This window comes from uncultured Methanospirillum sp. (assembly GCF_963668415.2).
Lineage (GTDB): Archaea > Halobacteriota > Methanomicrobia > Methanomicrobiales > Methanospirillaceae > Methanospirillum.
This window is the reverse complement of record NZ_CAXXDL010000001.1, coordinates 63,151-87,536: the sequence shown is the minus strand read 5'-3', so window position 1 is coordinate 87,536 and position 24,386 is coordinate 63,151. Positions and strand designations below refer to the sequence as shown.

Genomic DNA, 24,386 nt, shown 5'->3' with positions numbered 1-24,386 from the left:
TCCGGGTAGACCTTCCTCTACCAGAGCCGGAATTTCCGGACGGAGTCTCCCCCCATGCATGAATACGGGATAGCCTATGATATTGTTGAGACTGCACGACGTGCGGCTGTAGATCATCATGCCAGATCGATCAGTAAAGTCTGTGTAGATGTTGGTGAGATCTCGATGATCAATCCTGAACAGGTTGAGTTCCTCTTCAAGACGATCGTCGAGGATGAGCCACTCTTCGCAGGAGTCGAGTTGGTCTGCACGGTCATACATCCGGAGACGCGGTGTGAATGCGGGTACGTGGGCAATGAGATCTATGTCTGCCCGAAGTGTGGTGCTCTTCCGGCTATTGAGAAGGGGAAGGAGATTGTGGTTACAAATATTGAGATTGAGGCTGGTGAGGAATGAAAGTTACACTGATGCATGGTGCGGGTGGCGAAGTTATGGGAGAGGTGATCGATATCGTCTCAAAGATCACCAACAAGAACGCCGGTGGAATCGGTCTCGAATCACTTGATGACGGGGCAGTGATCCCTATCGGTAACTCCCAGGTTGTATTCACCACCGATTCGCATATTGTCAGGCCTCTCTTCTTCCCGGGAGGAGACATCGGGAGGATTTCTGTCTGCGGGACTATCAACGACATCGCTATGATGGGTGGAAAGCCTATCGCAATATCATGCGGACTTGTTCTTGAGGAAGGGTTTGAGTTCGAGGATATCAACCGGATTGTTGACTCGATGAACGAGGCCCTGAACGAGACCGGGGTTGCCCTTGTGACCGGGGATACCAAGGTCATGGAGAAGGGTAACCTTGACAAGATCATGATCAATACCACCGGAATCGGGGTTGCAGAGACGGTTGTCCGGGACTGTGGGCTTGAGGTCGGTGATGTGATCATCGTGTCGGGAACCCTCGGGGATCACGGTTTTGCCGTTCTTGCAAGCCGTGAAGGATTTGAGTTCGGTGATCAGATCGTCTCTGATGTAGCACCACTTGCCGGAATGGTACAGGAAGTCATGAAGGCAGGATCGATTCATGCCATGAAGGATCCGACCCGTGGCGGGTTTGCAAGTGCGATAAATGAGATGGCTAGAAAGTCCGGTGTTCAGGTCAGAATAACAGAAGAGGCCTTGCCGATCAGGCCTGCTGTGAAGAGTGCCTCGATGCTGCTCGGTATCGACCCCCTTGAGGTAGCCAACGAGGGGAAGGTTGTGATGGGCGTTAAGGCTGAAGATGCCGGGAAGATCCTTGCAGCTCTCCGTGGCCATAAATACGGGAAGGATGCCGCCATCGTTGGCAGGGTTGTCTCCGGGTCCGGGGTTATCATGGAGACCGCAGCCGGTGGAGAGAGGTTTATTGAGACTCCGCTTGGGGATCCGGTACCGAGGGTATGCTAAACCAAATTGGATAAAAACAAAAACCTTACTTCTTTCATTAATTATAATAAGATATTTTCAGAGTTAATAAAAATGACTAGAAGCATTTTCGATAATCTAAATCGTCTTTTCTCATCAAAAGAAAAAAAACTTCAATTGTTCTTAATATTAGCAATAGTTATCGGTTTTTTTTTCAAATTAATTTCATATTCTAATATAATATTAGACAGCGATTCTGCCCAATTTGGACTTTATAGTTACTCTATTATTCAAGGAAATTTTTTATTTCATGAAATATATTTATCAAGTTCGGGAAAATATTTCCTTGAACTGGTAATTTTCCATCTTCTTCCGCAATTTATTTCAAATTATGATCCATTAGTACTAAAATTATCTTTATTTTCAATCTTTATTTGTTCGATGCTGATTTTTTCCTATTTTGTATATTATTTAACCAAAGAGGTTACTAATGCCTTAATCTTCGCAGCATTACTTCTAACATTAAATTCTTCTGCATTTAGTGAATTTGCAGACATTGCTCATATGTTTTCAGTTTTTTTCTGTGGTATTGCTCTTATTGTAACATCTTATTTTTTATCAAGTAAGGAAACCCATGATTATAAAATTAAAACTCTGCTTTTGATGATTTTCCTAAGTATTTGTATTTCAATTGCATCCTACTCTGATCCCTACGTAATACTCTGCTATACGATACCGATAATTGGAGCCTATGTTTTTTTCTTCAATACCAAAACAAAGATCACAAATTTGTTTTTTATTTTTATAACAACATTTTCACTACTTACATATTTGTTTGGAGATTGGATTATTGAAACAATAATCGTAGATCCACCCAGAATCGTTTCCTATATGCCATTGGAAATCCGGCCATATACACAGATTGGACCCTATATTTTTTTCTTTTTTAAAGGAATATCAAATTTATTAAATATTAATCTTTATTATCTCTGGGATGCGTTCACCCTAGAAAATTTTTGCATTAGTATCGTTTTTATGATAATTGCTATTTATCTGTTGTACCTGTATTTGTTTCAACAGAATCCGGGATATCGTAAAAATATGTTTATTAACTCCTATTTTGCTCTAACATTCATATGTTTCTTTATTTTTTATATATTTACTAGTATGAGTGCAGAGGGTATTTCTCATCTTAAATACCTGCTATATCCGATGTTAGTGTTTCTTTTATTGATTTCACTTTCAATCTCATCAAAAAATAAATTATTTACAACTCTGGTCTGCTTATTAATTTGTATTGGATTAATTGGTAATCTTTATTTAAATCAGAAATTTGAGACTGATTCAAATCAGAAGCAAACTGAACTCATAAAATTCCTTAACGATAATAGTTTACATTATGGATACAGTGATTATTGGGATTCGAACCTCATTACGTATTTATCAAAATTCTTAGTTACAGTTAGAGCAATTACAATTGATAATAATGAGAGTGTAAAGACCTATCCCTATAACAGTAATGATAACTGGTACAATTACCCTGATGGTGCTGATGTTTTTATTCTGACTAGTAATGAGAATACTTTATTAACTGATGAAAAACTTTCGTATGTATTGTCAATAGACCCTCCAAAAAAGAAGTTACTGTGTAACGAATATTCAATTTATGTCTGGTAAATTGATTTCAATATAAGATGATTGAATTCCTCATGTTCACCGGTGAACCCTAAAAATGACTCAATCTGATGATTCATCAAATCTCCATAGAACTGAATGGCGGGAACTATCCAAAGACCTTACCGGTCGTGAGATATTATACTACATATCCGGTTCTCCAGACGGAGTCAGAGAGACGAAGATCAAGTCATTCATGCATGATGTCTTCAAGTACTCTTTTAGCGTATCAATCGAGACCCACCTGGAGAAGCTCGAGAAAGAGAATCTGATCTCAAGAGAGACAACCCGAAGTGGTGCCAGGATCTGGCATGCTAATCAGGATAAGGTTCTTGAACTGGTCCAAAGAGAACTTGAAGAGATGAAGTATCGTGAAGAAGAACTTCGTGAACTTCATGCGTACCTGGTTAGTATGTATGGTGACTGACCTGGCCGGTCCCTAATTGAAGATAACACATATCCACATTTTTCATTTCTTTGAATCAAATCCGGTGATATATTCAAGGCAATGGCATTGAGAATTTCTCAAAAAACTTTTTTTTCGAGATTGAATCATAAAAACATCAGGATCTGTTTGCCAGGGGAGCCAGATGACTACAATATGCCTTTAATCATGTGATCTCTGGAAAAATCCATCTTGTTCGTGATTACCCGACATTCCGCAGAGATCTCATAACGAATAATATTTTTCACAATGCAACCCCAAGAACCTAATAATTTTTATGAGGATGTCATTAAGATTCAAAACTTTCGTTACTATCATTCCCTCGATTCGAAGTGATATTTCTTTTACCCTTCTGAAAAGGAAAAATATCCATCTCATCGTTGGTTTTTGTGTTGGCTTTCCCGTCTGATCAGGTATGCTTTCGTTTGCTTCTCTCAGCCCTTTCCTCAGTCTGTATTCAGCAACAGCGTAGACATAAAGGCAGAGAACCATTACCATTGCCAACGCCTGAATTCTTCCAATATTCTTCAAAAACACGTCTGAAACCCTGAATGTTTTATCTTTCAGGAACCTGAATCCCTTCTCCACCTGTGATTGTCCCTTATAATAACTCAAAGTTGTATCAGGATCCAAATCCAGATCATTCGTCGCAAGAATAAACCTTCCAAGGATTGATCGTTCTTGTTCGATAAGTACCTGGTTGAGAGATATTTCTGCGTTAACAATGAACTTTGTCACAAGCTGTTCATCTTTCTTAGGTCTTCCCCGTTTTTTCTCTAATCGCTCTCTGACCTGGTCAATCGTGAATGAACTGAAAATTACTTTAGGATGGTTCTGTATCCATTCTTCTGCAACCATTTTTGCATCTGGTTCACAAGCAAATCTTTGAGAACATAAGTGTTTGAGCGATTTTTTTGTCTTCTCAAATTCAATCAGGATTCTCTTCTCGAAATCAGGTTCTTTCTTCTTTTGTTGTTCATTTGAATGAAATACGGTCCAGTTCTGGGGTATTCCTGCATATTCAGATTTTGCAGTAAACCATGAGTATCGCTCATCCTTACATGGGATGAAGAGTTCCGACGTATTCCTCAGAACTATCGCTTCAGATATCGTCATTGGAACTCTGCTTACCCAGAATGTGTGAAGACCTAATGTCTGGATATTGTCTTCAGTATAAAATGCAGCATCCGCCACGTGAATCACTTTGTCACCGGTATTTAGATTCATACGGACCTTATTGATTATCTCAAGTAATGCTTTCTTGTCAGATTCGTTCCCTGAAAAGGTTTGAAGCATGAGGGGGATGCCATATTGATTTGTTGCCATTCCCAGAGAAAACCGTTTCAGATCCCAACGGCCATCCTTGGGATGACCATGAGTTATTGAGATCTCCTGACTTTGGCTTTCTCCATCATACTCGCCATACACACTGAAATTTGTTGTATCGGCATTAACAAGATGGATTGAGAACTCTTCATTTTCCAGCGAAGGGAGAATGATCTGATTGAAGAGTTCTGTTTCACCGTATGCATGTATTGCGTCAAGAGTTCGACCAATTACATCATCATTGAAGTTGGTTTCACACACATCTTGGTGAAACAATCGTTCAACGGCAATGTCTGTAAAAAAACCTGGAAAAAGATAAAGACGGCGTTCAATATATCCGAGGCCATTGATTACCATTCCTTTAAGGGCATCACCATGAGTGAGTTTATGTTGTCCATTTTTAGGGATGAGATTGTCTACGATCTCACTGATTTTTAAAGAATCATAACATCCAGCAACCAATCCTAAATGACCGATTGTTCTATCTGAACCTGAAACGAAGATATCATCAAAATTCATTGAATATACAGTGATCGACGTACTTAGATAAATAATTTACCTTTTTATATAATTAAAGAAGTTGCGAAGATCTGCGGAATGTCGGATTACCAAACTCATAATGGTTGATCAATCCCAGGACCCATCATCACAAAGTTAATATCACTGAAGGGATCTCCTCATATCTAGGGAAGCATATGGCACAGGACTCCCATCTTGAAAATGGGACATCTGGAAAAAGATCTCACGACCATGACACTCTGATTTCTGCCCTTTTATCAGTAAACAGATCAAAGAGCCTGGAGATCATCAAGAGATCCGCTCTTCTGACATCACCGTTTGACTGTATTGAAGATCTGATAATTCCTGTTCTTGAAGAGATCGGAGACAGATGGGAGAGAGGAGAGGTTTCACTCTCACAGATCTATATGAGCGGACGTTTCTGTGAAGAGATCATTGAGACCATGCTTCCATCAGGTAGTGCTGACCGGAAAAAAGTGCCGAGAATTGCAGTAGGAGTCCTGGAGGATCAGCATACCCTTGGAAAGAGGATCTTGAAGTCTGTAATTTTAAGCGGAGGATACGAAGTCACAGATTATGGTGCCGGAATAGCAGCAGATACTCTCGTGAACGATGTGATCAGAGACAATATTGACATCCTCCTGATCTCCACCCTCATGCTACCTGCTGCATTGACGAGCAGGAATGTAATACAGAAGATAAAACAATTAAATTCAAAGACAATAGTGATCGTTGGCGGGGCACCATTTCGTTTTGATAAAAATCTCTGGAAAGAAGTCGGTGCAGATGCAATGGGAAATTCGGCCTTTGACACACTCGGGATCATTCAGAACCTGGTAGCGGAGAAAAATTATGAAACCTGAACAGAATTCTATGCAACGGGTTCTGACAACAATAGGATTTGTCGAACCTGACCGGGTTCCTTTTTTTCTTCTCTGTACCATGCACGGGGCAAAGGAGCTTGGCTTATCAATAAAAGATTATTACTCATCAGGAAAAAATGTCATAGAAGGACAGATACGACTCAGAGAAAAGTATCATTCAGACTGTTTTTATCCGTTTTTTTACGCTGCTGTTGAGATCGAAGCCTTTGGAGGTGACGTGATATCCGGACCGATGGACCTCCAAATGCCGGACGACCAATAATCCGGAATGCTGCAGACATTCATGAGTTACAGGTCCCAACCATAGACAACTCTCCAAGTCTCGGAAAGGTCATTGACGCTATTAAAGGGCTCAGTGCGTATGCAAAAGGGACGATCCCAATAATCGGGGTGATTATGTCACCATTTTCTCTTCCTGTTATGCAGATGGGATTTGAAGCGTATCTGGATCTGCTCTATGATCAACCTGAACTCTTCTGGCTTTTGATGGAGAAAAATGAGGAGTTCAGTGTTGCATGGGCAAATGCACAACTGGAGGCCGGAGCAACAGCAATCTGTTACTTTGATCCGGTCTCATCCCCTACCTGCATACCGCCTGATCTCTATCGAAAGACCGGCTGCATCGTTGCAAAGAGAACGATCTCCCAGATCCATGGGCCTACGGCAACTCATTTAGCATCCGGCCTGACTCTACCGATTATTCAGGATCTTATATCAACCGGAACGCTGATCGTGGGAGTCAGCTCTGACGAAGATATTGGTGAGATAAAACGGGTGGCACATAATGGACTTCGGGTACTTGGAAATTTGAATGGGATAGAGATGCGGAACTGGACACCAGAAGATGCTGAGTCTGCAGTAAAACAAGCTATACGTAAGGCAGGGCCTGGTGGAGGGTTTATTCTGTCAGATAATCATGGCGAGATTCCATGGCAGGTCCCTGACTCAGTACTTACAGCAATATCCAATTCCGTGAGGAAATGGGGAGAATATCCTCTCACCTGGATCAATTCATAATGCTATCGTGTGGTCTTCTGTACTGTAATACTCTGAAAGCAGAAGTTACATCAGTACTAGCCACCGGAGATTTTCCTGATCTCATTGCGATCCCTTTTACACCTCACTGCAGCGAGGAAAGAGTTTGTGATCCCATCAATGAACCCCTCCGGAGTATGCTCACTTCATGCAGAAGGATTGTCATCCTGAGGTGTGGGTGCTCGTGTAGTACACCAATTCAGACAGAAACCCCGGACACTGAGATCATTATCCCGGATCTGTTCAGAGACATCTTACTTCCTGAATCATTTGTTGACTCCTACCGGAGGGATGGGGCTTATTTTATGGTCCCTGATAACTTTTCAGATATTGAGGACTTTTTCAGATGCCAGGGATTCAGTACTGAAGATATCCCCGGATTTCTATCTGATTCCATCTCCTCAATCCTCATCACCGATACGCAGATCCAGGATCATGACCTGAATCCGGGCTTTGAATTCGCGAAACGAAACAACATCCCGGTAACAGTAGTACCTGTCGGAACCGGGCCATTGTATAAATATATCAAAACCCAGTATCTCGAATGTCTACTTCTTGAGGAGAGAGAGAAAAACTCACGAGAGATCTCTGAATCTCACAAAAAATTAGCTGATTATGCCATGATGGTAGATCTCCTTGGTGAGATCAGTATGGTTCAGCATGAGAACCAGACTATACAGAAGATTATTGATCTCTTCCTGACTCTTTTTTCACCTCAAAAGATAGGATTTTTGCCAGTTGTAAACAATACTCCTGAAAACCTGGTCACTTCCCAGGAGTTACAACCTGACCCGGCTGTAATTTCAGAGTTTTTGAATACAGACGATGATTACATCGTGAATGATTCTGGGACCGGTTTTTTTCTTCGAATCAGATATATTGAGACAACCCTTGGCGTTCTCATTATCGAAGGGTTTTCCGTATCTGAGCACATCCAGGATTACCTGGATATTGGAACATTTATCGCAAAAGTATGTGGACTTTCCCTCATGAATGCCAGGATCTATCAGCAACTTGATAGTACCATAACAGATCTCCATGCTGAAATTGCAGAACGAAAACGGGCTCAGGCACTGTTGTATGAGAGTGAATCACGGTTCAGGTCACTTGTAGAATCGACGAGTGATATGATCTGGGAGATCACACTTGATGGCCGATGCACCTATGTGAGTCCTAAAATCTTCGATATTCTCGGGTACACCCAGGAAGAAGTAATAGATAGAAAGATCTTTGAGTTTATGTCTCCAGGAGAATTAGATCGTATATCCAACTTGTTTACTTTTTATATCAGAGATAAGACTCCGATACGGAATCTTGAGATCCTCTCGGTTCATAAAGACGGTCATGAGATAATTATCGAGAGTAACGGGGAACCTATCATCGATCAATCCGGTATCCTCATCGGATTTCGAGGGATAAACAGAGATATAACTGCCCGTAAACAGATCGAAGATGCCCTTAAGCAAAGTGAAGAACGCTATCGGCTTCTCTTCCAAAATATGCTTGAAGGATTTGCATATTGCCAGATAATCTCTGATGATAATGGGAATGTCATCGACTGGGTATATCTGGATGTGAATGATGCTTTTGAAAGGCATACTGGTGTCCATCAGATTCTGGGAAAACGAGGGACTGATGTTTTCCCTGATATGGGTCCCCAATTACCTGAATTCATTGAACGATATAACAGAATATCCCAAACCGGGGTTCCGGAAAAATACGAAACCTACTATCCCGGGACTGATTCCTGGTTTCTGGTTTCTCTGTATCAACAGAAGAAAGATCATTTTGTGTTAGTGTTTGAAAACATTACTCCACAGAAGAGAGCTGAAGAACAGCTTCGTAATATTATCAGAGAATACCAGACAATTCTTGAAAATGTTCCGGTATGGATAATATTTAAAGACATCAACAACAGGTATGTCAGGGTAAACCCTGCTGCGGCCAGGATAATCGGTAAAAGTATCGCTGATATTGAGGGAAATACCATGTCCGAGCTGTTTCCCCGTGTAGCAAGTGAGTTTTATAATCAGGACCTTGAGGTTATCCAGACAAAAAAACCTAAAATCGGGGTATTAGAAGAGATAATAACCGCGAACGGGGAGCATATCTGGGTTCAGACCGATACAGTCCCGTTGTTTAATGACCTTGATGATGTCATTGGATTATTAGTTGTCTGTACTGATATTACTGAAAGAAAGCGTTCACGGGATGCATTAAACCAAATCAATCATAAGTTAAACCTGTTATCCGGAATAACGAGGCATGATATTGGAAATGAACTTCAGGTTATTTTTGGGTATCTGGGATTATTGGAAGGAACAATATCTGATCCTGAAATGAAAAAATTTATGGATTTAATTCTGAACGCTGCACACCATATCGAACGACAGATAGCATTTACCCGTGACTATCAGGACATCGGGGTTCATTCTCCGACGTGGCAGAACCTTAATCTGGTTATCTCCCAAATAGTCAAATCTTTGAATATTGCCCCGATTCAGGTAATCAACGAGATATCAGGGATTGAAATATACGCTGATCCACTTATTGGAAAAGTCTTCTTCAATCTCATTGATAATGCAACACGATATGGAGAGAAGATCACACAAATACGCCTCTTTGGATCTGTTGAAAATGACCAGTATATGATAATCTGTGAAGATGATGGTGTGGGTGTTCCGGAAGAGTTCAAATTAAAGATATTCAAACGTGAATATTACAAACACACAGGATTCGGACTGAATCTTTCAAGAGAAATATTAGATATTACCGGAATTACAATCAGTGAAAGAGGAGTGTATGGTGTTGGTGCACGTTTTGAGATCGTTGTTTCCAAAGATGGATGGCGATATGGTAAATAAACTCAGGATTTTTCGCGAGGATAATACATGAAACATGTCTGTGCTTTCTGCTCCCGCCTCCTCTCACCAGATCATGAAAAGGATGGTCTGGTATCACATGGGATCTGTAACCCATGTTACAATCATGCGAAAGCAAGTCTTGGGGTTGATCTCAAGGAATATCTGGATATGCTTGAAGAACCGGTCGTCCTCGTTGATTCAGATATGCACGTTTTAAGTGCAAATACCAGATCAAAAGAGATAACTGGCAAAGATGTTACGGAAATAATTGGCCTCATAGGTGGAGAGGTCTTCGAATGTGAAAATGCAAATCTCCCTGAAGGATGCGGGCGAACGGTTCATTGTTCAGGGTGTGTTATCAGAAATTCTGTTAGTGACACGTACAAAACGGGAGATCCAGTCAATGACCAGCCGGCAACTCTTCACCAACTCATGAATGGGGTATCTATACCAATTGAGATGCTGATCTCGACGAGGAAAACCGGCTCTGTGGTTCTTTTGCAGATAGAGTTGGTAAATCCAAATATTTCTTGATTACACTTTTTCCATCAATTACGCAATCCATCCTGTTTGAAGGATCCGAATATAGATCGGATGATCAGATGTGGTATGATGATGGGAATTAAGTAAATCAAAGAGTTTTTATGCTGATTGTCCGCTGAAACATGAACTGATTATGTATCATCCCGGTAAAAACTGGCACTTTTCCATTTCCTGGATAATTCCTTTCACTCATACTTGGAAGGTAAGATTACACCTCTGGATTCCGGGGGATCTGATGGCAGGTATGACCCTGAATCATGAATTTAGGAAGAAACATCAGGCGAAAAGATACCTGTCTCGATAATCTGGATTTTATCCTCAAGAGTACCTATTTCGGCTTCGATTTTCGAGATGAAATCGTTTACATACTGGAGGTTATCAGCATTCTGGATCTGTCCGAACTGGGACCGAAAGAGAGAATCCAAATATTTTATTGAGCGCTCCTGCCTTTTCAAGGTAATATAAGTAGAGATATCCTCTTTATCATGCCCCATCTGTAATGATCGGCTGCATCTGGTTAGCAGATCCTCATACCAGATGAAAAACTCTTCAAGGGTACTGATTAAAAAGGTATTTACAAACGGTTTTTTTATAAATCCATCAATGAGTGTTCCATACTTTATTATGTCTTCAAACATGAGCACTTTGCCGGAGAACATGTAAACCGGTATTGTTGAAGATACTGGATTTGAGCGGATATTTTTTAGAATTCCCCAACCATCGACCGGGGTCATCATGATATCAAGCAGGATTAGATCAGGGATATCCTGATTAAGTTCTGACATACATGTCTCTAAATCGCCTGCATCATGAACCCGATACCCGGCATTCTCTAATACTCTTACGAATACATGCCGTATCTGTTCATTGTCATCAACAAGCAGGACAACTCTTGACATGAGTAAGGGGATATCCGCAGTATAAGTAAAAAAAGATTACCTTACATAATGGTGTCGGGTTTCCTCGATCAGAGGAGTCTGTCATCTTATCGCTCGAGTATCACCTAACACTCTCGCCGATCTGTTCACAGAAAATTCATACATTTGCATATACAACAAGGTTGTCTGGAAACGCTCTGCAATGAGCGATAAATAATTTTTTATATCAGCCTGACGGTATAGATGATATGTCAGAATATGCTTGGATAAATAAAGCATGGTCTGATGTGAAATCACTGGTCCTGAAACCGGTATCTCTCCTCTCTATCCTGATAATTCTCATCTCAACAATAACTCTGGCAGCATATTTCCTGGGTACCTGGAGGCTGATAAGTTTTGGTCAGGATTATATTCCAATGGCACCACTCACAGCCATTCTTTTTATCATTCTTTCAATAATTCTCATAATCCAATCGAACTCGCAACACTCCGGAGGCAGATGGTGGATTGTCTTTATCGGATCTTTACTAATTTTTATCATCAGCATTCTTTCTCTCATCCAGGGTTTCTTTTCGCAACTCCCGGATCTTAATACGCTGGTTTTTCATGTCACCGATGTTATTGCAGGAATACCAGTTGGAAGAATTTCACCTGTAACTGCTGGTTTTTTTCTCCTCTTTAGTCTCTCGATCTGGATGGGATTAAGTGCAGATACTCGTATTCTGGAGTCATCTGCGTTAATAGCTGTATTGATCTCGATATTTGGTCTCATAGTGGTTGTCGGCTATTGGTATCAGACACCATTCCTTTATGGAGGAACAGGTGTCCCGGTTGCTCTGACAAGCGGTATTGGATTTCTTATCGGGGGGTATGCACTTGTTCTCCTGAGAAAGGAGGATACCATCCTTGGAGTTTCATTTTTTGGAGAGTCTATCCAGGCAAACCTTCTTCGAACCTTTCTCCCTGCCGTACTGCTTTCTGTGCTGATTGAGGGATGGATATTTTCGGTTCTTGCCAGCCATTCATCAACGATAAATCCGGTGTTCTGGTCAGGTATCATCGGCCTTGGTGCTATGGCACTCATCGCACTAATTATTTTTATTCTATCAAGGCAGATCTCGGGTATCATAGATACAGCCGAGATTGAACGCGATGAATCACTTTTAGCCCTTAAAAAAACTCATGAAGAACTCTCATCTGCTTATGAAAAACTCAAGATTAACGAGGAAAAGCTGCAGATTTTAGCAGATTATACATATGACTGGGAGATCTGGGAAAACCCGGATGGTGAGTACATATACATATCTCCATCATGTGAACGAATTACCGGGTATTCAACAGGAGAGTTCTGGTCAAATAATAATCTGTTTTCTGATATTATTCATCCACACGATAAACAGATGTGGGAAGAACACATCAGGACCCGATGCCATACCCATTCTCTTCTCTCTATTAATTTCAGGATTATCCATCGCGATGGTAGTATACGATGGATTCACCATATCTGCCAGCCAATCATTCTCCCGACTGGCGAAAACCTGGGACGACGATCAAGTAATCGTGATGTTACTCATGAAATAGAAGGTGATGTAGCACTCAAGGAGAGAGATACACAGTATCGATTAATTGCAGAAAACTCAGCAGATGTTATCTGGATCTACAATCTCTCTTCCGAAAGACTCCGATATATCAGTCCCTCGGTCTATAAACTGCGGGGTTTTACTCCCGAAGAAGTCATACATCAGTCATTTGAGGAGATGCTGACACCGGAATCCTATGATCTCGTAAAAACCGGATTGCCAATACGAATATCCCGGTTTCTTTCTGGTGAAGAGTCAGAGCGGGTTCAGATCAATGAGATCTATCAAACCCGCAAAGATGGATCTGTAGTCCCTACTGAGGTGGTAACAACCCTGGTTCGGGATCAGAACGGAGATGTTATTGAAATTATTGGTGTAAGCCGTGACATTACAGAACGAAAAGAAGCTGATGAAAGGATATCGATAGCCCTTCACCAAATAGATCAAAATCTTGAAACACTTGCTGTACTAAATGATCAGATCCGAAATCCTCTGACAATAATGGAATTCATCTCCGAAGAACTCGAGGGAGAAAAGAGAAAAACCCTTCATGAACAGATCCTCCTCATTGATGATCTCATCGATCAGCTTGACAAAGGATATCTTTACTCTGAAAAAGTCCGGAGTTTTCTTGCAAAGCATGTCGCGAAACCGTCTGCACGTGTGGAGAAATAATTACCAGCAATTACCCCCCGGTTTTTATCGAATCCTGTGATTCTCAAATTCTTGTTCTTACGAACACCACCTTCAGATATTTTCCCTGATTCTTCTTCTGCTCAACCAGAAACCCGATGCACTGAGGAAAAACCCCAGAGTACTGAGGAATGAGATGGGTTTCATACTTGTTTCATAAAAGAACGGATGTCCGAGGATATATCCTGTAATGAAAACCATTGAGCACATCATGATCCCCAAAAAAATGAGGCTTCCATGCCGGGAGAGATATTGACTGATAAACACACCTATAGACAGAGTCGGGAAAAGAACTGCACTCATCAGGGACATCTGGCTTTCAGGTGCTATCAGAAATATCTGGTACGCAGAGTATGAACTCCATGAGTAGGTAACCGGGAATTCTGAATGAGAAGTATATAATACCCATAATCCTATGAGAACCGGGGGAATCAAAAGGATATCAAAGATAATTGCATAATCCTGTTCTGATTCTGATAATCTGCTGATACAGATACAGATGCCCAGAATAATAAAAAGAAATGCTGAAACCGGTGCCATGGTGATACTTTTTGGGACAATGGTAACCAGAAACCGTGATCCCATAATCCACCCGCAGAGACCTATGATCCCAATGAGAATAGTACAGCCTCCCCACAAAACTGGATTAATAACGGATGACTGTTTCAGACAATCCAGAGCTGCACCAGGGCTTATTCTCATCAGTCTCCTCCCTTCCTGGATACCTCATTCAATATGACGAAAATCATAGAGTCTCGCCAATGTTCTCCTGACTTTTTCTGATTCCAATGTGCCTTTATCCAGGTGCTGAATACACATGTCTATGCTGTGTATTGCGTTCATTATCTCCTCATGTCTATTGGAAGTACAGTCTTCACAAGCGGTCATGATCACTGAAAGGGGGTTGCGGATCTGATCACCTGCTATCGCAATCTGGTGAATCGTCTCCTCTATCTGCTTCATTGCCTCTTCGCGAAATCTCCGATCCCTGATTACCACGAGGCAGAATCTCGATCCATTCTCTTCATAGAGGTGTGCACTGATCTCAACGGGAATGATTGTCCTGTCTTTTGAGATATATTCGGCGTCGAAGGTGAGATGCTTGAATTTCAGGAGGTTTGTCATAAACTCCTGGTAATGCTCTGACTGCTTGGCATTGTCTATCTCTGCCATATTCATGTTCAGCAGTTCTTCATGGGTGTATCCAAGTAATGAAGATGAAACCCCATTCGCCTCTAGTATCCTGCCGAACTCATCCGTTGGAGTGATCACATGCAGGATTATGGCATCGTTTGCATTCTCGAAGAGATTTCGGTACCGCTTCTCTGATTTTCGCAGTGCATTGTTTATCAGTTCAAGTTCAGCGAGTTTCTTCTCAAGCTGATGGATCAGGCGTTTGTTATGCTCGGATAGGTACTCATTTTCTCCAAGTGTGATAATCTTGGGCTCATAACCATGCTCCTCTGAGTATCCGGCCAGGAGTTCTCTGATGATAGATATAAATTCAGCAGGATCTGTGGGTTTTATAATGAATCTGTCTGCACCAAGGTTTAATCCGAATTCCTGATCCTTTTGTTCGGTATATGCCGCACTATAGAAGATGAATGGAATTTTTTTGAGATCAGGATTACTTTTCACTTCCCTGCAGAGTTGAAATCCATCCATCCGGGGGAGCAGAATATCTGATATTATCAGGTCAAACGGACCTTCTGATAGTTTATCCAGTGCTTCCACTCCATCTACGACAGATGTCACCGTGTACCCGTATCCTTCGAGCAGTTTCTCGAGGAGGTACCGGTTGACATACTGGTCATCTACCACCAGGATCTTCATGTTTTCACCATGCCAGGTAATAATACCACAAATTCGCTTCCTTCTCCGATCTCACTCGTCACCGAGATGGACCCACCATGCAGTTCAATCAGCTTCTTGGAGATAGAAAGTCCAAGGCCGGTCCCCTCGTGCTTTCTTGTCGTACCGGTATCGATCTGGTGAAACGGCTTGAACAGGATGTCCATCTTCTCTTTCTCAATTCCGATCCCGGTATCTTTGATAGAAATCCGGATCATGTTCTGCTTCATAGAACTGGTTACCGTGATAGATCCAGTATCCGTAAATTTAATCGCATTACTGAGTAGGTTGAGCATAACCTGCTCTATCCTCCGTTTATCTCCGATCACTGATCCGGTGTCAGGTGCAAGATCACTCATGAGCTCCAGTCCTTTCTCTTCTGCTGTCTTTTTCATGAGATTTATGGCTGACTGGATAGAGGAGAGGATATCAACGGGTTCTTTAACAATATTCAGTTCACCGGCTTCAATTTTAGAGATATCAAGAACATCATTGATGAGTGCAAGCAGATGTCTGGCACTCTGCTGGACCATGGTGAGTTGCTTCTCCTGTTCAGAATTAAGGGGACCTGCCAGTTTTTGCAACAGGATGCCGGTGAATCCGATGATGGAGTTGAGAGGTGTACGCAGTTCATGGGACATGGTTGCAAGAAAGGCTGATTTTAACTGATCTGCCTGTTCTGCACGATCTCTCTGCACAAGAAGTTCAGCATTTATCTCTTCGAGCTGGACGGTCCTATCGTGCACGAGTTCCTCAAGGTGATCACGGTATGATGAGACCTGAAGGAACGCCTGGTTCTTCTCTTCTTTCTCGGTTTTTATCTTCTCTATCATCAGGGAGAAGGATGATGCAAGATCTCCGATCTCCCCTTTGGTTGAAGTATCGATCTTCTGGTCCAGATTTCCGGTTTCTGAAATAGTACTTGCTACCTCTTTCAATGATGAGATCGGACGGATGATGGTCCGGTCCAAAATGAAGATTGTGATGACACTCAGGAGGATGAGAGCGAACAAAATAAAGAGCAGCATCTGCATGATAGAACCAAGGATCTCGCTCTCAATCTGGGAATATGGAATAAGAATGAGTAATTTCCATCCCAGCATCGGGGAGGTATAAAAGATAAGATATGACGATGGGAGAGTGATTATCCCTTCTTTATTCTTAAGGAGATAATCGGTCTGGTTCCTGGTGATATTCTGTATCTGAGTGAAAATGAGTGACTGATCCCTGGATGCAAGAATCGTGCCGGTCTCGTTGATCAACATGATCTCTCCTGATCGTCTGATCTCAATCGAGGAGATATAATCGGTCAGGTTGATGAGGGTGATATCTGCACCAAGTACTCCATAGACCGTCCCATTCGGATATGCAATGGCTTTCACAATTCCGATGTTGATATCCGGAGATGTGACAGATCGGTACGGGTCGGTCCGCATTACCGTTGTCGGATTTGCTTTGGCAAGGACGTACCAGGGCCGTTCCCTGGGATCATATGCTGTAGGGAGAGGCCGGGGATGGGACCTGACAAACGTTCCACTCTCCCTGCCCATGTACACCGAATTTACGTAGGGGTGAGTGAGACGGAATGCATTGAAGTCATCGACGATCTCCTGTTCGCGGGTATCGATATGGTACTGGAATGTTTCTTCAGAGGCATTGAGAAAACTGGTAAATCCGGTATCATCAGGATCAGTATTTCTCTTGTGCATGAGAAGTTCTGCAACATCATCTCCGGCTCCTTTGAAAAAATTGGAGAGGGCAAAGTCGATATGTTTCAGTTGTTGTATTGAATCTTCCCTGATTGAGACAAGATTCTGCTCATGGAGAGAGGATGGTATGATGATTCCGATGCAGAATAACACGAGTATGAGGATACAAAAATATAAAAGAAGGACTCGTGTCCGAAGTCTCATGGGATGATTATATCACGTCAACGTATAAATAGTGCATCATGGTTGGAGAAGAAGGACTCATATATTTCATAAGACTATTGGGATAGTATCGGTACTGAAAGAGTATAGGAATTATGAAGTGTGAGGACGTTCCAGAAAGAAAAATCATAAACCTCTTCATACTTCGCCTGGTCATGATTGAACATCTGGTGCTGGTTTCTATCATTGATGGAGGGGCTGATGCAACTAATTCCATCATATATTAATCGTTCGTCAGGTCTCCTTATCCTCGCAGTTCTCTTTATTTTTATTACCCTGTTATTATTCGGTTTTTTTTCTATACACAACCAACAGAAGATTGCCGAGGAAGAGGTTCATTCAGAACTGACTACGATCTCTGAGATGAAGGCGAAGGGAATATCTGACTGGTTTGGGGAGAGGAGATCTGATGCTGAAGTTGCCATGTATAATCATGATCTGGGTGCGTATCTTTCTCCTTCAATTGGAACCTCTTCAGTCACGAACGATGATCTCCTCACCTGGATGAGGATATTTCAGACCAGTTACAAGTACCATGCTCTCTTTCTCCTCTCAAGAAGCGGGGAGACTATCATTTCAATGCCTGAATCTGCAGGAATTAGTTCACACAGCAAGAATGCTACCCTCGATACCGCACTCCATGCAACCAGGCCGCTATTTGTCGATCTCTTTCTGGATCCTGATTCCGGAGAGAAAGTGTTGGAGTTCTGGGTTCCTATCAGAAAGCAAGCAGGGGATCAGGCTGTTGGTCTCCTGGTATTGCAGATAGATCCACAGGACTACCTCTATCCTCTCATTCAGTCATGGCCAACATCTTCAGATACTGCTGAGGCTCTTATCGCCAGGCAGGAAAATGATTCAGTTGCTCTCCTCAGTGATCTCAAATATGCCATGAATGCAGACCTTTCCCTGAAGATTCCGACATCAGAAGATACTATCCCGGCAGTTATGGCTGTGAAGGGTTATCGGGGTATTTTTGAAGGCAATGATTACCGGGGGGTGCCGGTGGTGGCGTCCCTTACCAATATATCAGGGACTCCCTGGTACCTCGTTGCAAAGATGGACAAAGAAGAGGCTTATGCTTCGTTTTGGAATTTTACCTACCTGGTGATCGGAACAATCATTCTCCTTGTAGTAGTAGGAGCCCTCATTATTCTGGTCATCTGGCGTTCCCGAAAAAATGAATATCTCCAACAGGAGATCACGCAGAAGGATCACGAACTCTTCCTTTCAGATAGGATACGGCTACTCATGCAGGAGGCCAACGATGCTATCCTTATCCTCGATGAAGGCTGGCGCATTCTGGAGGTAAATGACCGGGCAGTCGATTGGTATGGGTATACCAGGGAAGAGTTCGGAAAGATGGTCCTTTTTGATCTCCTGACAGATGATGCAAAGAAGCATGTGGCAGAGGATCTTGCACAGATCGGTGATAATGATGGCATCCTCTTTGTCACAAAGAATAAGAAGAAAGATAGCACCGTCTTCCCGGTTGAAGACAGCGTCCGGATGATAACCTTCCAGGGAACCTTATACCGGCAGGCAATCATCCATGATATGAGTGACCGCATTGCATACGAAACTGAGCTTCAGGAGAAAAATGCAACTCTTTCCTCTATGAATGAGGAGATTGGGACAAGTTATGAGGAACTCGCATCCCAGCAGGAAGAACTTCGTTTCCAGATGGAGACAATCCGGCGAAGTGAACAGGAACTTCACGAGGTCCATAGCAGGCTTACTGAAGCACAGAAAGCTGGGCATGTAGGAGTGTGGGAGTACGATTTACAAACTGACACGATCTGGGGAACAGATGAGTGTTTCACCATCTATGGATTGGATCATACGCCGGATGGGACAAAGGAAATATATGAGATCCTTCCGTACATCCAGGATCCGGATCTCGTCACATCAGCTATCGGTGAAGTGATTGAGAAGAATATCCCGTTTGATGTAGAACTTACCATCCATCCTGCAGACGGTTCATCAGACCGGATCGTTCTCTCCATTGGAGAATTATACCGTGATGAGAAAGGGAACGCATTAAAAATATCCGGAATTGTCCAGGATGTCACTGAGAAGAGGCGCCTGGAGTCTGATATCAGAAGATACCTGGAGAAATTATCTGCATTATTTAATGCACCAGTTATTGGAACCCTGAATGGTGACATATACGGTTCTATCTTTCAGGTGAACGATGAGTTTCTCAGGATCATCGGGTATTGCCGGGAGGATTTCGAGACCGGAGGAATCAGATGGACTGATATTACTCCTCCTGAATTTCTTCCCTTAGATGAGAAGGGAGTTTCTGAAGCACGGGAAAAGGGGAGTTGTACTCCGTACGAGAAGCAGTACCTCAGAAAAGACGGGACCCGAATCTGGGTACTGGTTGGTTTTATTCTGCTTGAGCCGGACCGGACCGAGTCTGTTGCCTTTATCCTTGACATCTCTCTTCAGAAAGAGAATGAAAAGAAGATTCGTTCTATCAACCAGACGCTGGAGGAGCGGGTTACTGAACGGACAAACCAACTCTCTCTCATCAATGAAGAACTGCAGACTGAGGTTGAGGAGCGGATGGCAGCTGAACAGAATCTTCAGAAAATCCTATCCGTCCTTTCTGCAACGATCGAATCAACACCTGAAGGCATCTTCGTTGTTGGTGACAAGGGATCAATATCGGTGTATAACAAAAGGTTTGTTGAGATGTGGCAGATTCCTGATTCGGTCATCAGGGCTGGTGATGAGAGAGCCGTGCTTGAGATCATGGCCAGGCAGGTTTCAGATCCTGAATTATTCCAGGTACGAATGGATGCACTCTCTTCAGACCCTGATAAAGATACTGTAGACACTCTTCTCTTATCAGATGGCAGGATCATTGAGCAGTATTCAAAACCTCAGCGAATCGGGTATGGAATTGTTGGAAGGGTGTTCAGTTTCCAGGATATCACCCAGAAGAAGGAGATGGAACAGAGGATAGAGAGATCTCTCCGGGAAAAAGAGATCCTGCTCAAAGAGATCCATCACCGGGTCAAGAACAACATGCAGGTCGTATCAAGTCTGTTGTTCATGCAGTCACGGCTTTCATCTGACCCACAGCTCAAGGAGATCCTTCTTGAAAGCCAGAACCGGGTGAAATCTATTGCCCTGGTCCATGAAGAACTGTATCAGTCCATGGATCTTGATAGGATCGATTATTCCAGGTACCTGAAAAAGATTAGCAGGATCATTTTTGATACCTACAAGGTCGATCCTTACCGGATCTCACTCAGGTTATCTGAGAAGAGTGAGTTCATCACCATCTCGAAAGCCGTCCCATGCAGTCTCATCATAAATGAACTCATCTCAAACTCCCTCAAACATGCGTTTCCCGATAACCGAAAAGGAACCATCTTCATTGATTTTACCCTTCAGGACGGTATGTATCATCTACTATACGGAGATGATGGAGTTGGTATGGCTGAATCAACTCTCTCACAAACACCCAAAACTCTGGGTCTTGAACTGATCAGAGGGTTAGTCAGACAATTGTCCGGCTCTGTACAGATTGACAGAAACCGGGGGATAACGTATGAGATCATATTTCCTGAATAGAAAAAGTGAGATCGTCCGCTTCATTCTTGTTACGATAATCTATTTTATTTTCGCGAAGATCAGTCTCACGTTCGGCATCACCCATGGAAACGTCTCACCACTCTGGATTCCGGCAGGTATTGCAGTCGCCGTGATGGTCAGGTGGGGGTATCCGGTCACTCCCGGGATCTGGCTTGGAACTTTTCTTGTAGTACTGACAACAGGATTATCCCCGGTGGCTGCTGCTCTTCTGGGTATTGGAAACTGTGCTGAAGCCGTTATTTTTTTAGTCCTGTTCAGACAGTACCAGACCGAATCCTTCTCTTTGTCCAATCCTCTTCATACCTTTCGGTTGTGTGCAATCATCACCATCTCATGCCTTTTTGCAAGTCTATTCGGGGCTTTGTCCCTTTATTTCCTGGGATATCTGCCGATCGAGGCACTTGTCCTGAACATCTTTACCTGGTGGCTCGGGGATTTTTCAGGGATCATCCTCATAGCCCCATTATTGATTACTCCTCATCTTTTCATTCACCCATTCATTCCGAAAGGGAAATGGATTGAGTTGGTGGGATATTTTATCATCCTTATTCCAGCTTCATATCTGATGTTTCAGATGGGTGTATCCTATCTTTTTCTCATCTTCATCATGTATGCGGTCTTCAGGTTCTCCTTCTTCTTTGTATTTCTGACTCTGATAATTGGAGATGTATTTGCGTTCATTCCCGCGATTACCACCTCAAGTGGAAGTTCATTTTCTCCTTTAGACCTGCTCTCAATTCAATTGTTCATATCGATAACCGCCCTCGTTGCACTCTTTCTCAATGCTGTTGTTGAGGGACGACTCCAGGCACTTCTGGATCTTCAGACATTCATCTCAACACAGGACGAGACGATTCGGGAACGTACCCGGGATCTTAAGGAGAGCGAAAAACGGTTCCACGAACTTTTCTCCAATATGCATGCCGGTATGGCAATTTACCAGGCAGTTAATGATGGCGAGGACTTCCTGATATCAGACATCAATCACGCCGTGGAACGGATTGAAGGAGTTGTTAAAGAGGATATTATAGGTCACTCAATCCTTGAGGTATTTCCCGGAGTGAAGGATCTCGGTCTGTTTGATGTCCTGAAAGAGGTATGGAAGACCGGGGTTGCAAAGCAGTTTCCTGTTTCATTTTATGTTGATGAAAAACGATCAGGGTGGCGTGACAATTTCGTCTATAAATTGCAGAATGGGGATGTTGTCGCCATGTATGATGATGTCACCAGGCAGAAAGAGGCTGAAGAGAGCCTGAACGATACTCAGGAGTGGCTGCAGTTAACTCAACGGGCTGCAAAAGCCGGGTCTTGGGACTGGGATATGCGATCATCAGTTCAGACATGGAACCCTGAGTTTTACTCCCTCTTTGCTCTTCCTGATACCGCTGAACCCACATTTGAAACCCTGATTACCATTATTCACCCTGATGATCGGAAACCTGCTCTTGACCGGAGCAATAAGGCGATCAAGGAGAAGATTGATCTCTGGAATGAGTTCCGAATCAGACTCCCTGATGGACGGTACCGCTGGATCGGAGCTGCGGGAAAGACCATGTATGATGATGAGGGAGTTGCAGTACGAATGTCTGGCATCTGTCTTGATATCACGAAGATCAAGGAGGCTGAAGAAGCACTGCAAAAGAGCGAGGAACGGCTGAAGTATACAATGGAAGCGATTGATGACGGGTACTGGGACTGGGATATTCCATCAGGACAGACCCACTTTAATCCCCGCTTGTACACCATGCTCGGCTATGAGCCATATGAGTTGCCTCAGTCATATGATACGTTTATCTCGCTGCTCCATCCCGATGACCATGAACGGCTCAATACCGCAATATCTGATCATTTTCACCGTACACAGATCCCCTATTCAATCGAGTTCAGGCTTCGGAAAAAGTCTGGTGAGTATCTCTGGATTCTCAGCCGTGGAAAGGTGGTAGTCTGGAATGATGACCAGAAACCAGTCCGGATGGTGGGAACTCATACTGATATCTCTCATCGCAAAGAGGTCGAGGATGAACTGCGGGAGAGTGAGCAGCGGTACCGGTTACTCATTGATAATGTCCCTGACATTATCCTTGTTCACCAGGCTGGCATTATTCAGTACGTGAATCCTGCGGCGATTCAGAGAATGGGATATACACAGGAAGAATTGATTAAAACATCCATTACCCAGTATATTGCCCCTGAATATCGGGAGACGATCACAATGGCCCTCCTGAAACGGATGGAAGGATTGGAGATTGATCCCTACGAGATCGAGATCCTCATGAAGTCAGGTGAAAGGAGAAATGTAGTCGTAAGAGGGATCTCAATCACCTACCTCGGTACTCTTTCCTCGCTCAATGTCCTTACTGACATTACAGAACAGAAGAAGATAGAAAAAAGCCTTAGAAATTTTAATGAAAAACTTGAAGCAGAAGTGCAGAGACGAACTGAAGAACTAAATAAATCGCTCAGGGAGAAAGAGGTCCTCCTCAAGGAGATCCATCACAGGGTAAAGAACAACATGCAGGTGGTCTCGAGTCTCCTGTTTATGCAGGCACGCAACGTTAAGGAGCCGGAGATCCGAAATATTCTGCTCGAATCACAAAACCGGATCAGATCGATAGCACTTGTACATGAGGAACTCTACCAGTCCAGGGATTTTGAACAGATAGAATATTCAGACTATCTGAAGAAGATTTCAGGACACATCTTTGAGACCTTTCAGGTGAATCAGAATCAGATTACCCTGGAAATCAGTTCAGATCAGGTATATATGCCGATTGATAAGGCGGTTCCATGCAGTCTGGTCGTAAATGAACTCTTCTCCAACTCACTGAAGTACTCATTCCCGAATGGAAGAGCGGGTTGGATCCGGGTATCTCTCTCACGCGATGAGAATTATACCCTGGTATTCGAGGATAATGGCATAGGAATCCCTGAAGAGATAACCTTTGACACAGCAAAGACACTCGGATTTCACCTCATAAAAGGGCTTGTTGCTCAACTGAATGGAACAATTCACCTTCACCGGGATAACGGAACACAATATGTCATTACTTTTCCTTCATAAATCCTGTCCGGAGATCACAACCTCTATCTGTTCAGATGATAATACTCATGATTACCTGGTGAATGTCCCGGAGAAATTCTTTGTAATGAAGGCAATAAAACCTGGGAACCTTGCACGAAACCCCCCTCTAGATATGGTTGGCACATA

15 protein-coding genes and 1 pseudogene are annotated in these 24,386 nt (G+C 42.9%); 11 read left to right on the top strand and 5 right to left on the bottom strand.

Annotated features, from left to right (window positions below; genetic code table 11):
* The first annotated feature begins 54 nt into the window (after positions 1-54).
* From ACHZA2_RS00405 to ACHZA2_RS00390, 4 genes are all read left to right on the top strand, one after another.
* A complete protein-coding gene (locus ACHZA2_RS00405) occupies positions 55-396 on the top strand; it encodes a hydrogenase maturation nickel metallochaperone HypA (protein ID WP_319540845.1) in 342 nt (113 codons plus the stop codon).
* Entirely contained in the window at positions 393-1,388 is a 996-nt protein-coding gene (gene hypE / locus ACHZA2_RS00400; protein ID WP_319578052.1) for a hydrogenase expression/formation protein HypE, read from the top strand. The genes ACHZA2_RS00405 and hypE overlap by 4 nt, the downstream gene beginning before the upstream one ends.
* A 1,125-nt stretch (positions 1,389-2,513) precedes the next feature.
* Positions 2,514-3,023: a hypothetical protein gene (locus tag ACHZA2_RS00395; RefSeq protein WP_319578051.1), complete on the top strand. Its 510-nt coding sequence runs from the start codon at positions 2,514-2,516 to the stop codon at positions 3,021-3,023.
* Between the two features lie 55 nt (positions 3,024-3,078).
* On the top strand, positions 3,079-3,447 hold the full coding sequence (locus ACHZA2_RS00390; RefSeq protein ID WP_319540848.1) for a hypothetical protein: 369 nt from the start codon (positions 3,079-3,081) through the stop codon (positions 3,445-3,447).
* A gap of 243 nt (positions 3,448-3,690) precedes the next feature.
* On the opposite strand, the gene ACHZA2_RS00385 is transcribed toward ACHZA2_RS00390, so the two are convergent.
* Entirely contained in the window at positions 3,691-5,310 is a 1,620-nt protein-coding gene (locus tag ACHZA2_RS00385; RefSeq protein ID WP_319578050.1) for an IS1634 family transposase, read from the bottom strand.
* Between the two features lie 176 nt (positions 5,311-5,486).
* Between ACHZA2_RS00385 and ACHZA2_RS00380 the strand changes: the two genes are divergently transcribed.
* From ACHZA2_RS00380 to ACHZA2_RS00365, 4 genes and pseudogenes are all read left to right on the top strand, one after another.
* Positions 5,487-6,173, top strand: coding sequence for a cobalamin-dependent protein (locus tag ACHZA2_RS00380; RefSeq protein WP_319578049.1), 687 nt, complete (start codon positions 5,487-5,489; stop codon positions 6,171-6,173).
* A pseudogene (locus ACHZA2_RS00375) lies at positions 6,163-7,211 on the top strand (uroporphyrinogen decarboxylase family protein). Before ACHZA2_RS00380 ends, ACHZA2_RS00375 begins: the two are co-directional and overlap by 11 nt.
* A gap of 155 nt (positions 7,212-7,366) precedes the next feature.
* Complete coding sequence (locus ACHZA2_RS00370) at positions 7,367-10,093, top strand: PAS domain S-box protein (RefSeq protein ID WP_319578047.1); 2,727 nt, start codon at positions 7,367-7,369, stop codon at positions 10,091-10,093.
* 27 nt (positions 10,094-10,120) lie between these two features.
* Positions 10,121-10,627, top strand: a complete 507-nt coding sequence (locus tag ACHZA2_RS00365; RefSeq protein WP_319578046.1) for a hypothetical protein — start codon at positions 10,121-10,123, stop codon at positions 10,625-10,627.
* 272 nt (positions 10,628-10,899) lie between these two features.
* Here the strand turns inward: ACHZA2_RS00365 and ACHZA2_RS00360 are convergent, their stop codons facing one another.
* On the bottom strand, positions 10,900-11,535 hold the full coding sequence (locus ACHZA2_RS00360) for a response regulator (protein WP_319578045.1): 636 nt from the start codon (positions 11,533-11,535) through the stop codon (positions 10,900-10,902).
* A gap of 227 nt (positions 11,536-11,762) precedes the next feature.
* Between ACHZA2_RS00360 and ACHZA2_RS00355 the strand changes: the two genes are divergently transcribed.
* On the top strand, positions 11,763-13,769 hold the full coding sequence (locus tag ACHZA2_RS00355; RefSeq protein WP_319578044.1) for a PAS domain S-box protein: 2,007 nt from the start codon (positions 11,763-11,765) through the stop codon (positions 13,767-13,769).
* 72 nt (positions 13,770-13,841) lie between these two features.
* On the opposite strand, the gene ACHZA2_RS00350 is transcribed toward ACHZA2_RS00355, so the two are convergent.
* From ACHZA2_RS00350 to ACHZA2_RS00340, 3 genes are read right to left on the bottom strand one after another with little or no spacing between them, the layout of a single operon-like run.
* Positions 13,842-14,489 (bottom strand): hypothetical protein, encoded by a 648-nt coding sequence (locus ACHZA2_RS00350; RefSeq protein WP_319578043.1) that lies wholly within the window; start codon positions 14,487-14,489, stop codon positions 13,842-13,844.
* A 24-nt stretch (positions 14,490-14,513) separates the two neighbouring features.
* A complete protein-coding gene (locus ACHZA2_RS00345) occupies positions 14,514-15,620 on the bottom strand; it encodes a response regulator (protein ID WP_319578042.1) in 1,107 nt (368 codons plus the stop codon).
* The gene (locus ACHZA2_RS00340; RefSeq protein WP_319578041.1) at positions 15,617-17,551 is read right to left on the bottom strand and encodes an ATP-binding protein; all 1,935 of its coding nucleotides are present in this window, start codon (positions 17,549-17,551) and stop codon (positions 15,617-15,619) included. Before ACHZA2_RS00340 ends, ACHZA2_RS00345 begins: the two co-directional genes overlap by 4 nt.
* 219 nt (positions 17,552-17,770) lie before the next feature.
* Between ACHZA2_RS00340 and ACHZA2_RS00335 the strand changes: the two genes are divergently transcribed.
* Together ACHZA2_RS00335 and ACHZA2_RS00330 are read left to right on the top strand one after the other, a co-directional pair.
* A complete protein-coding gene (locus ACHZA2_RS00335) occupies positions 17,771-21,157 on the top strand; it encodes a PAS domain S-box protein (protein WP_319578040.1) in 3,387 nt (1,128 codons plus the stop codon).
* Positions 21,135-24,239, top strand: a complete 3,105-nt coding sequence (locus ACHZA2_RS00330; protein ID WP_319578039.1) for a PAS domain S-box protein — start codon at positions 21,135-21,137, stop codon at positions 24,237-24,239. Before ACHZA2_RS00335 ends, ACHZA2_RS00330 begins: the two co-directional genes overlap by 23 nt.
* The last annotated feature ends 147 nt before the right edge of the window (positions 24,240-24,386 follow it).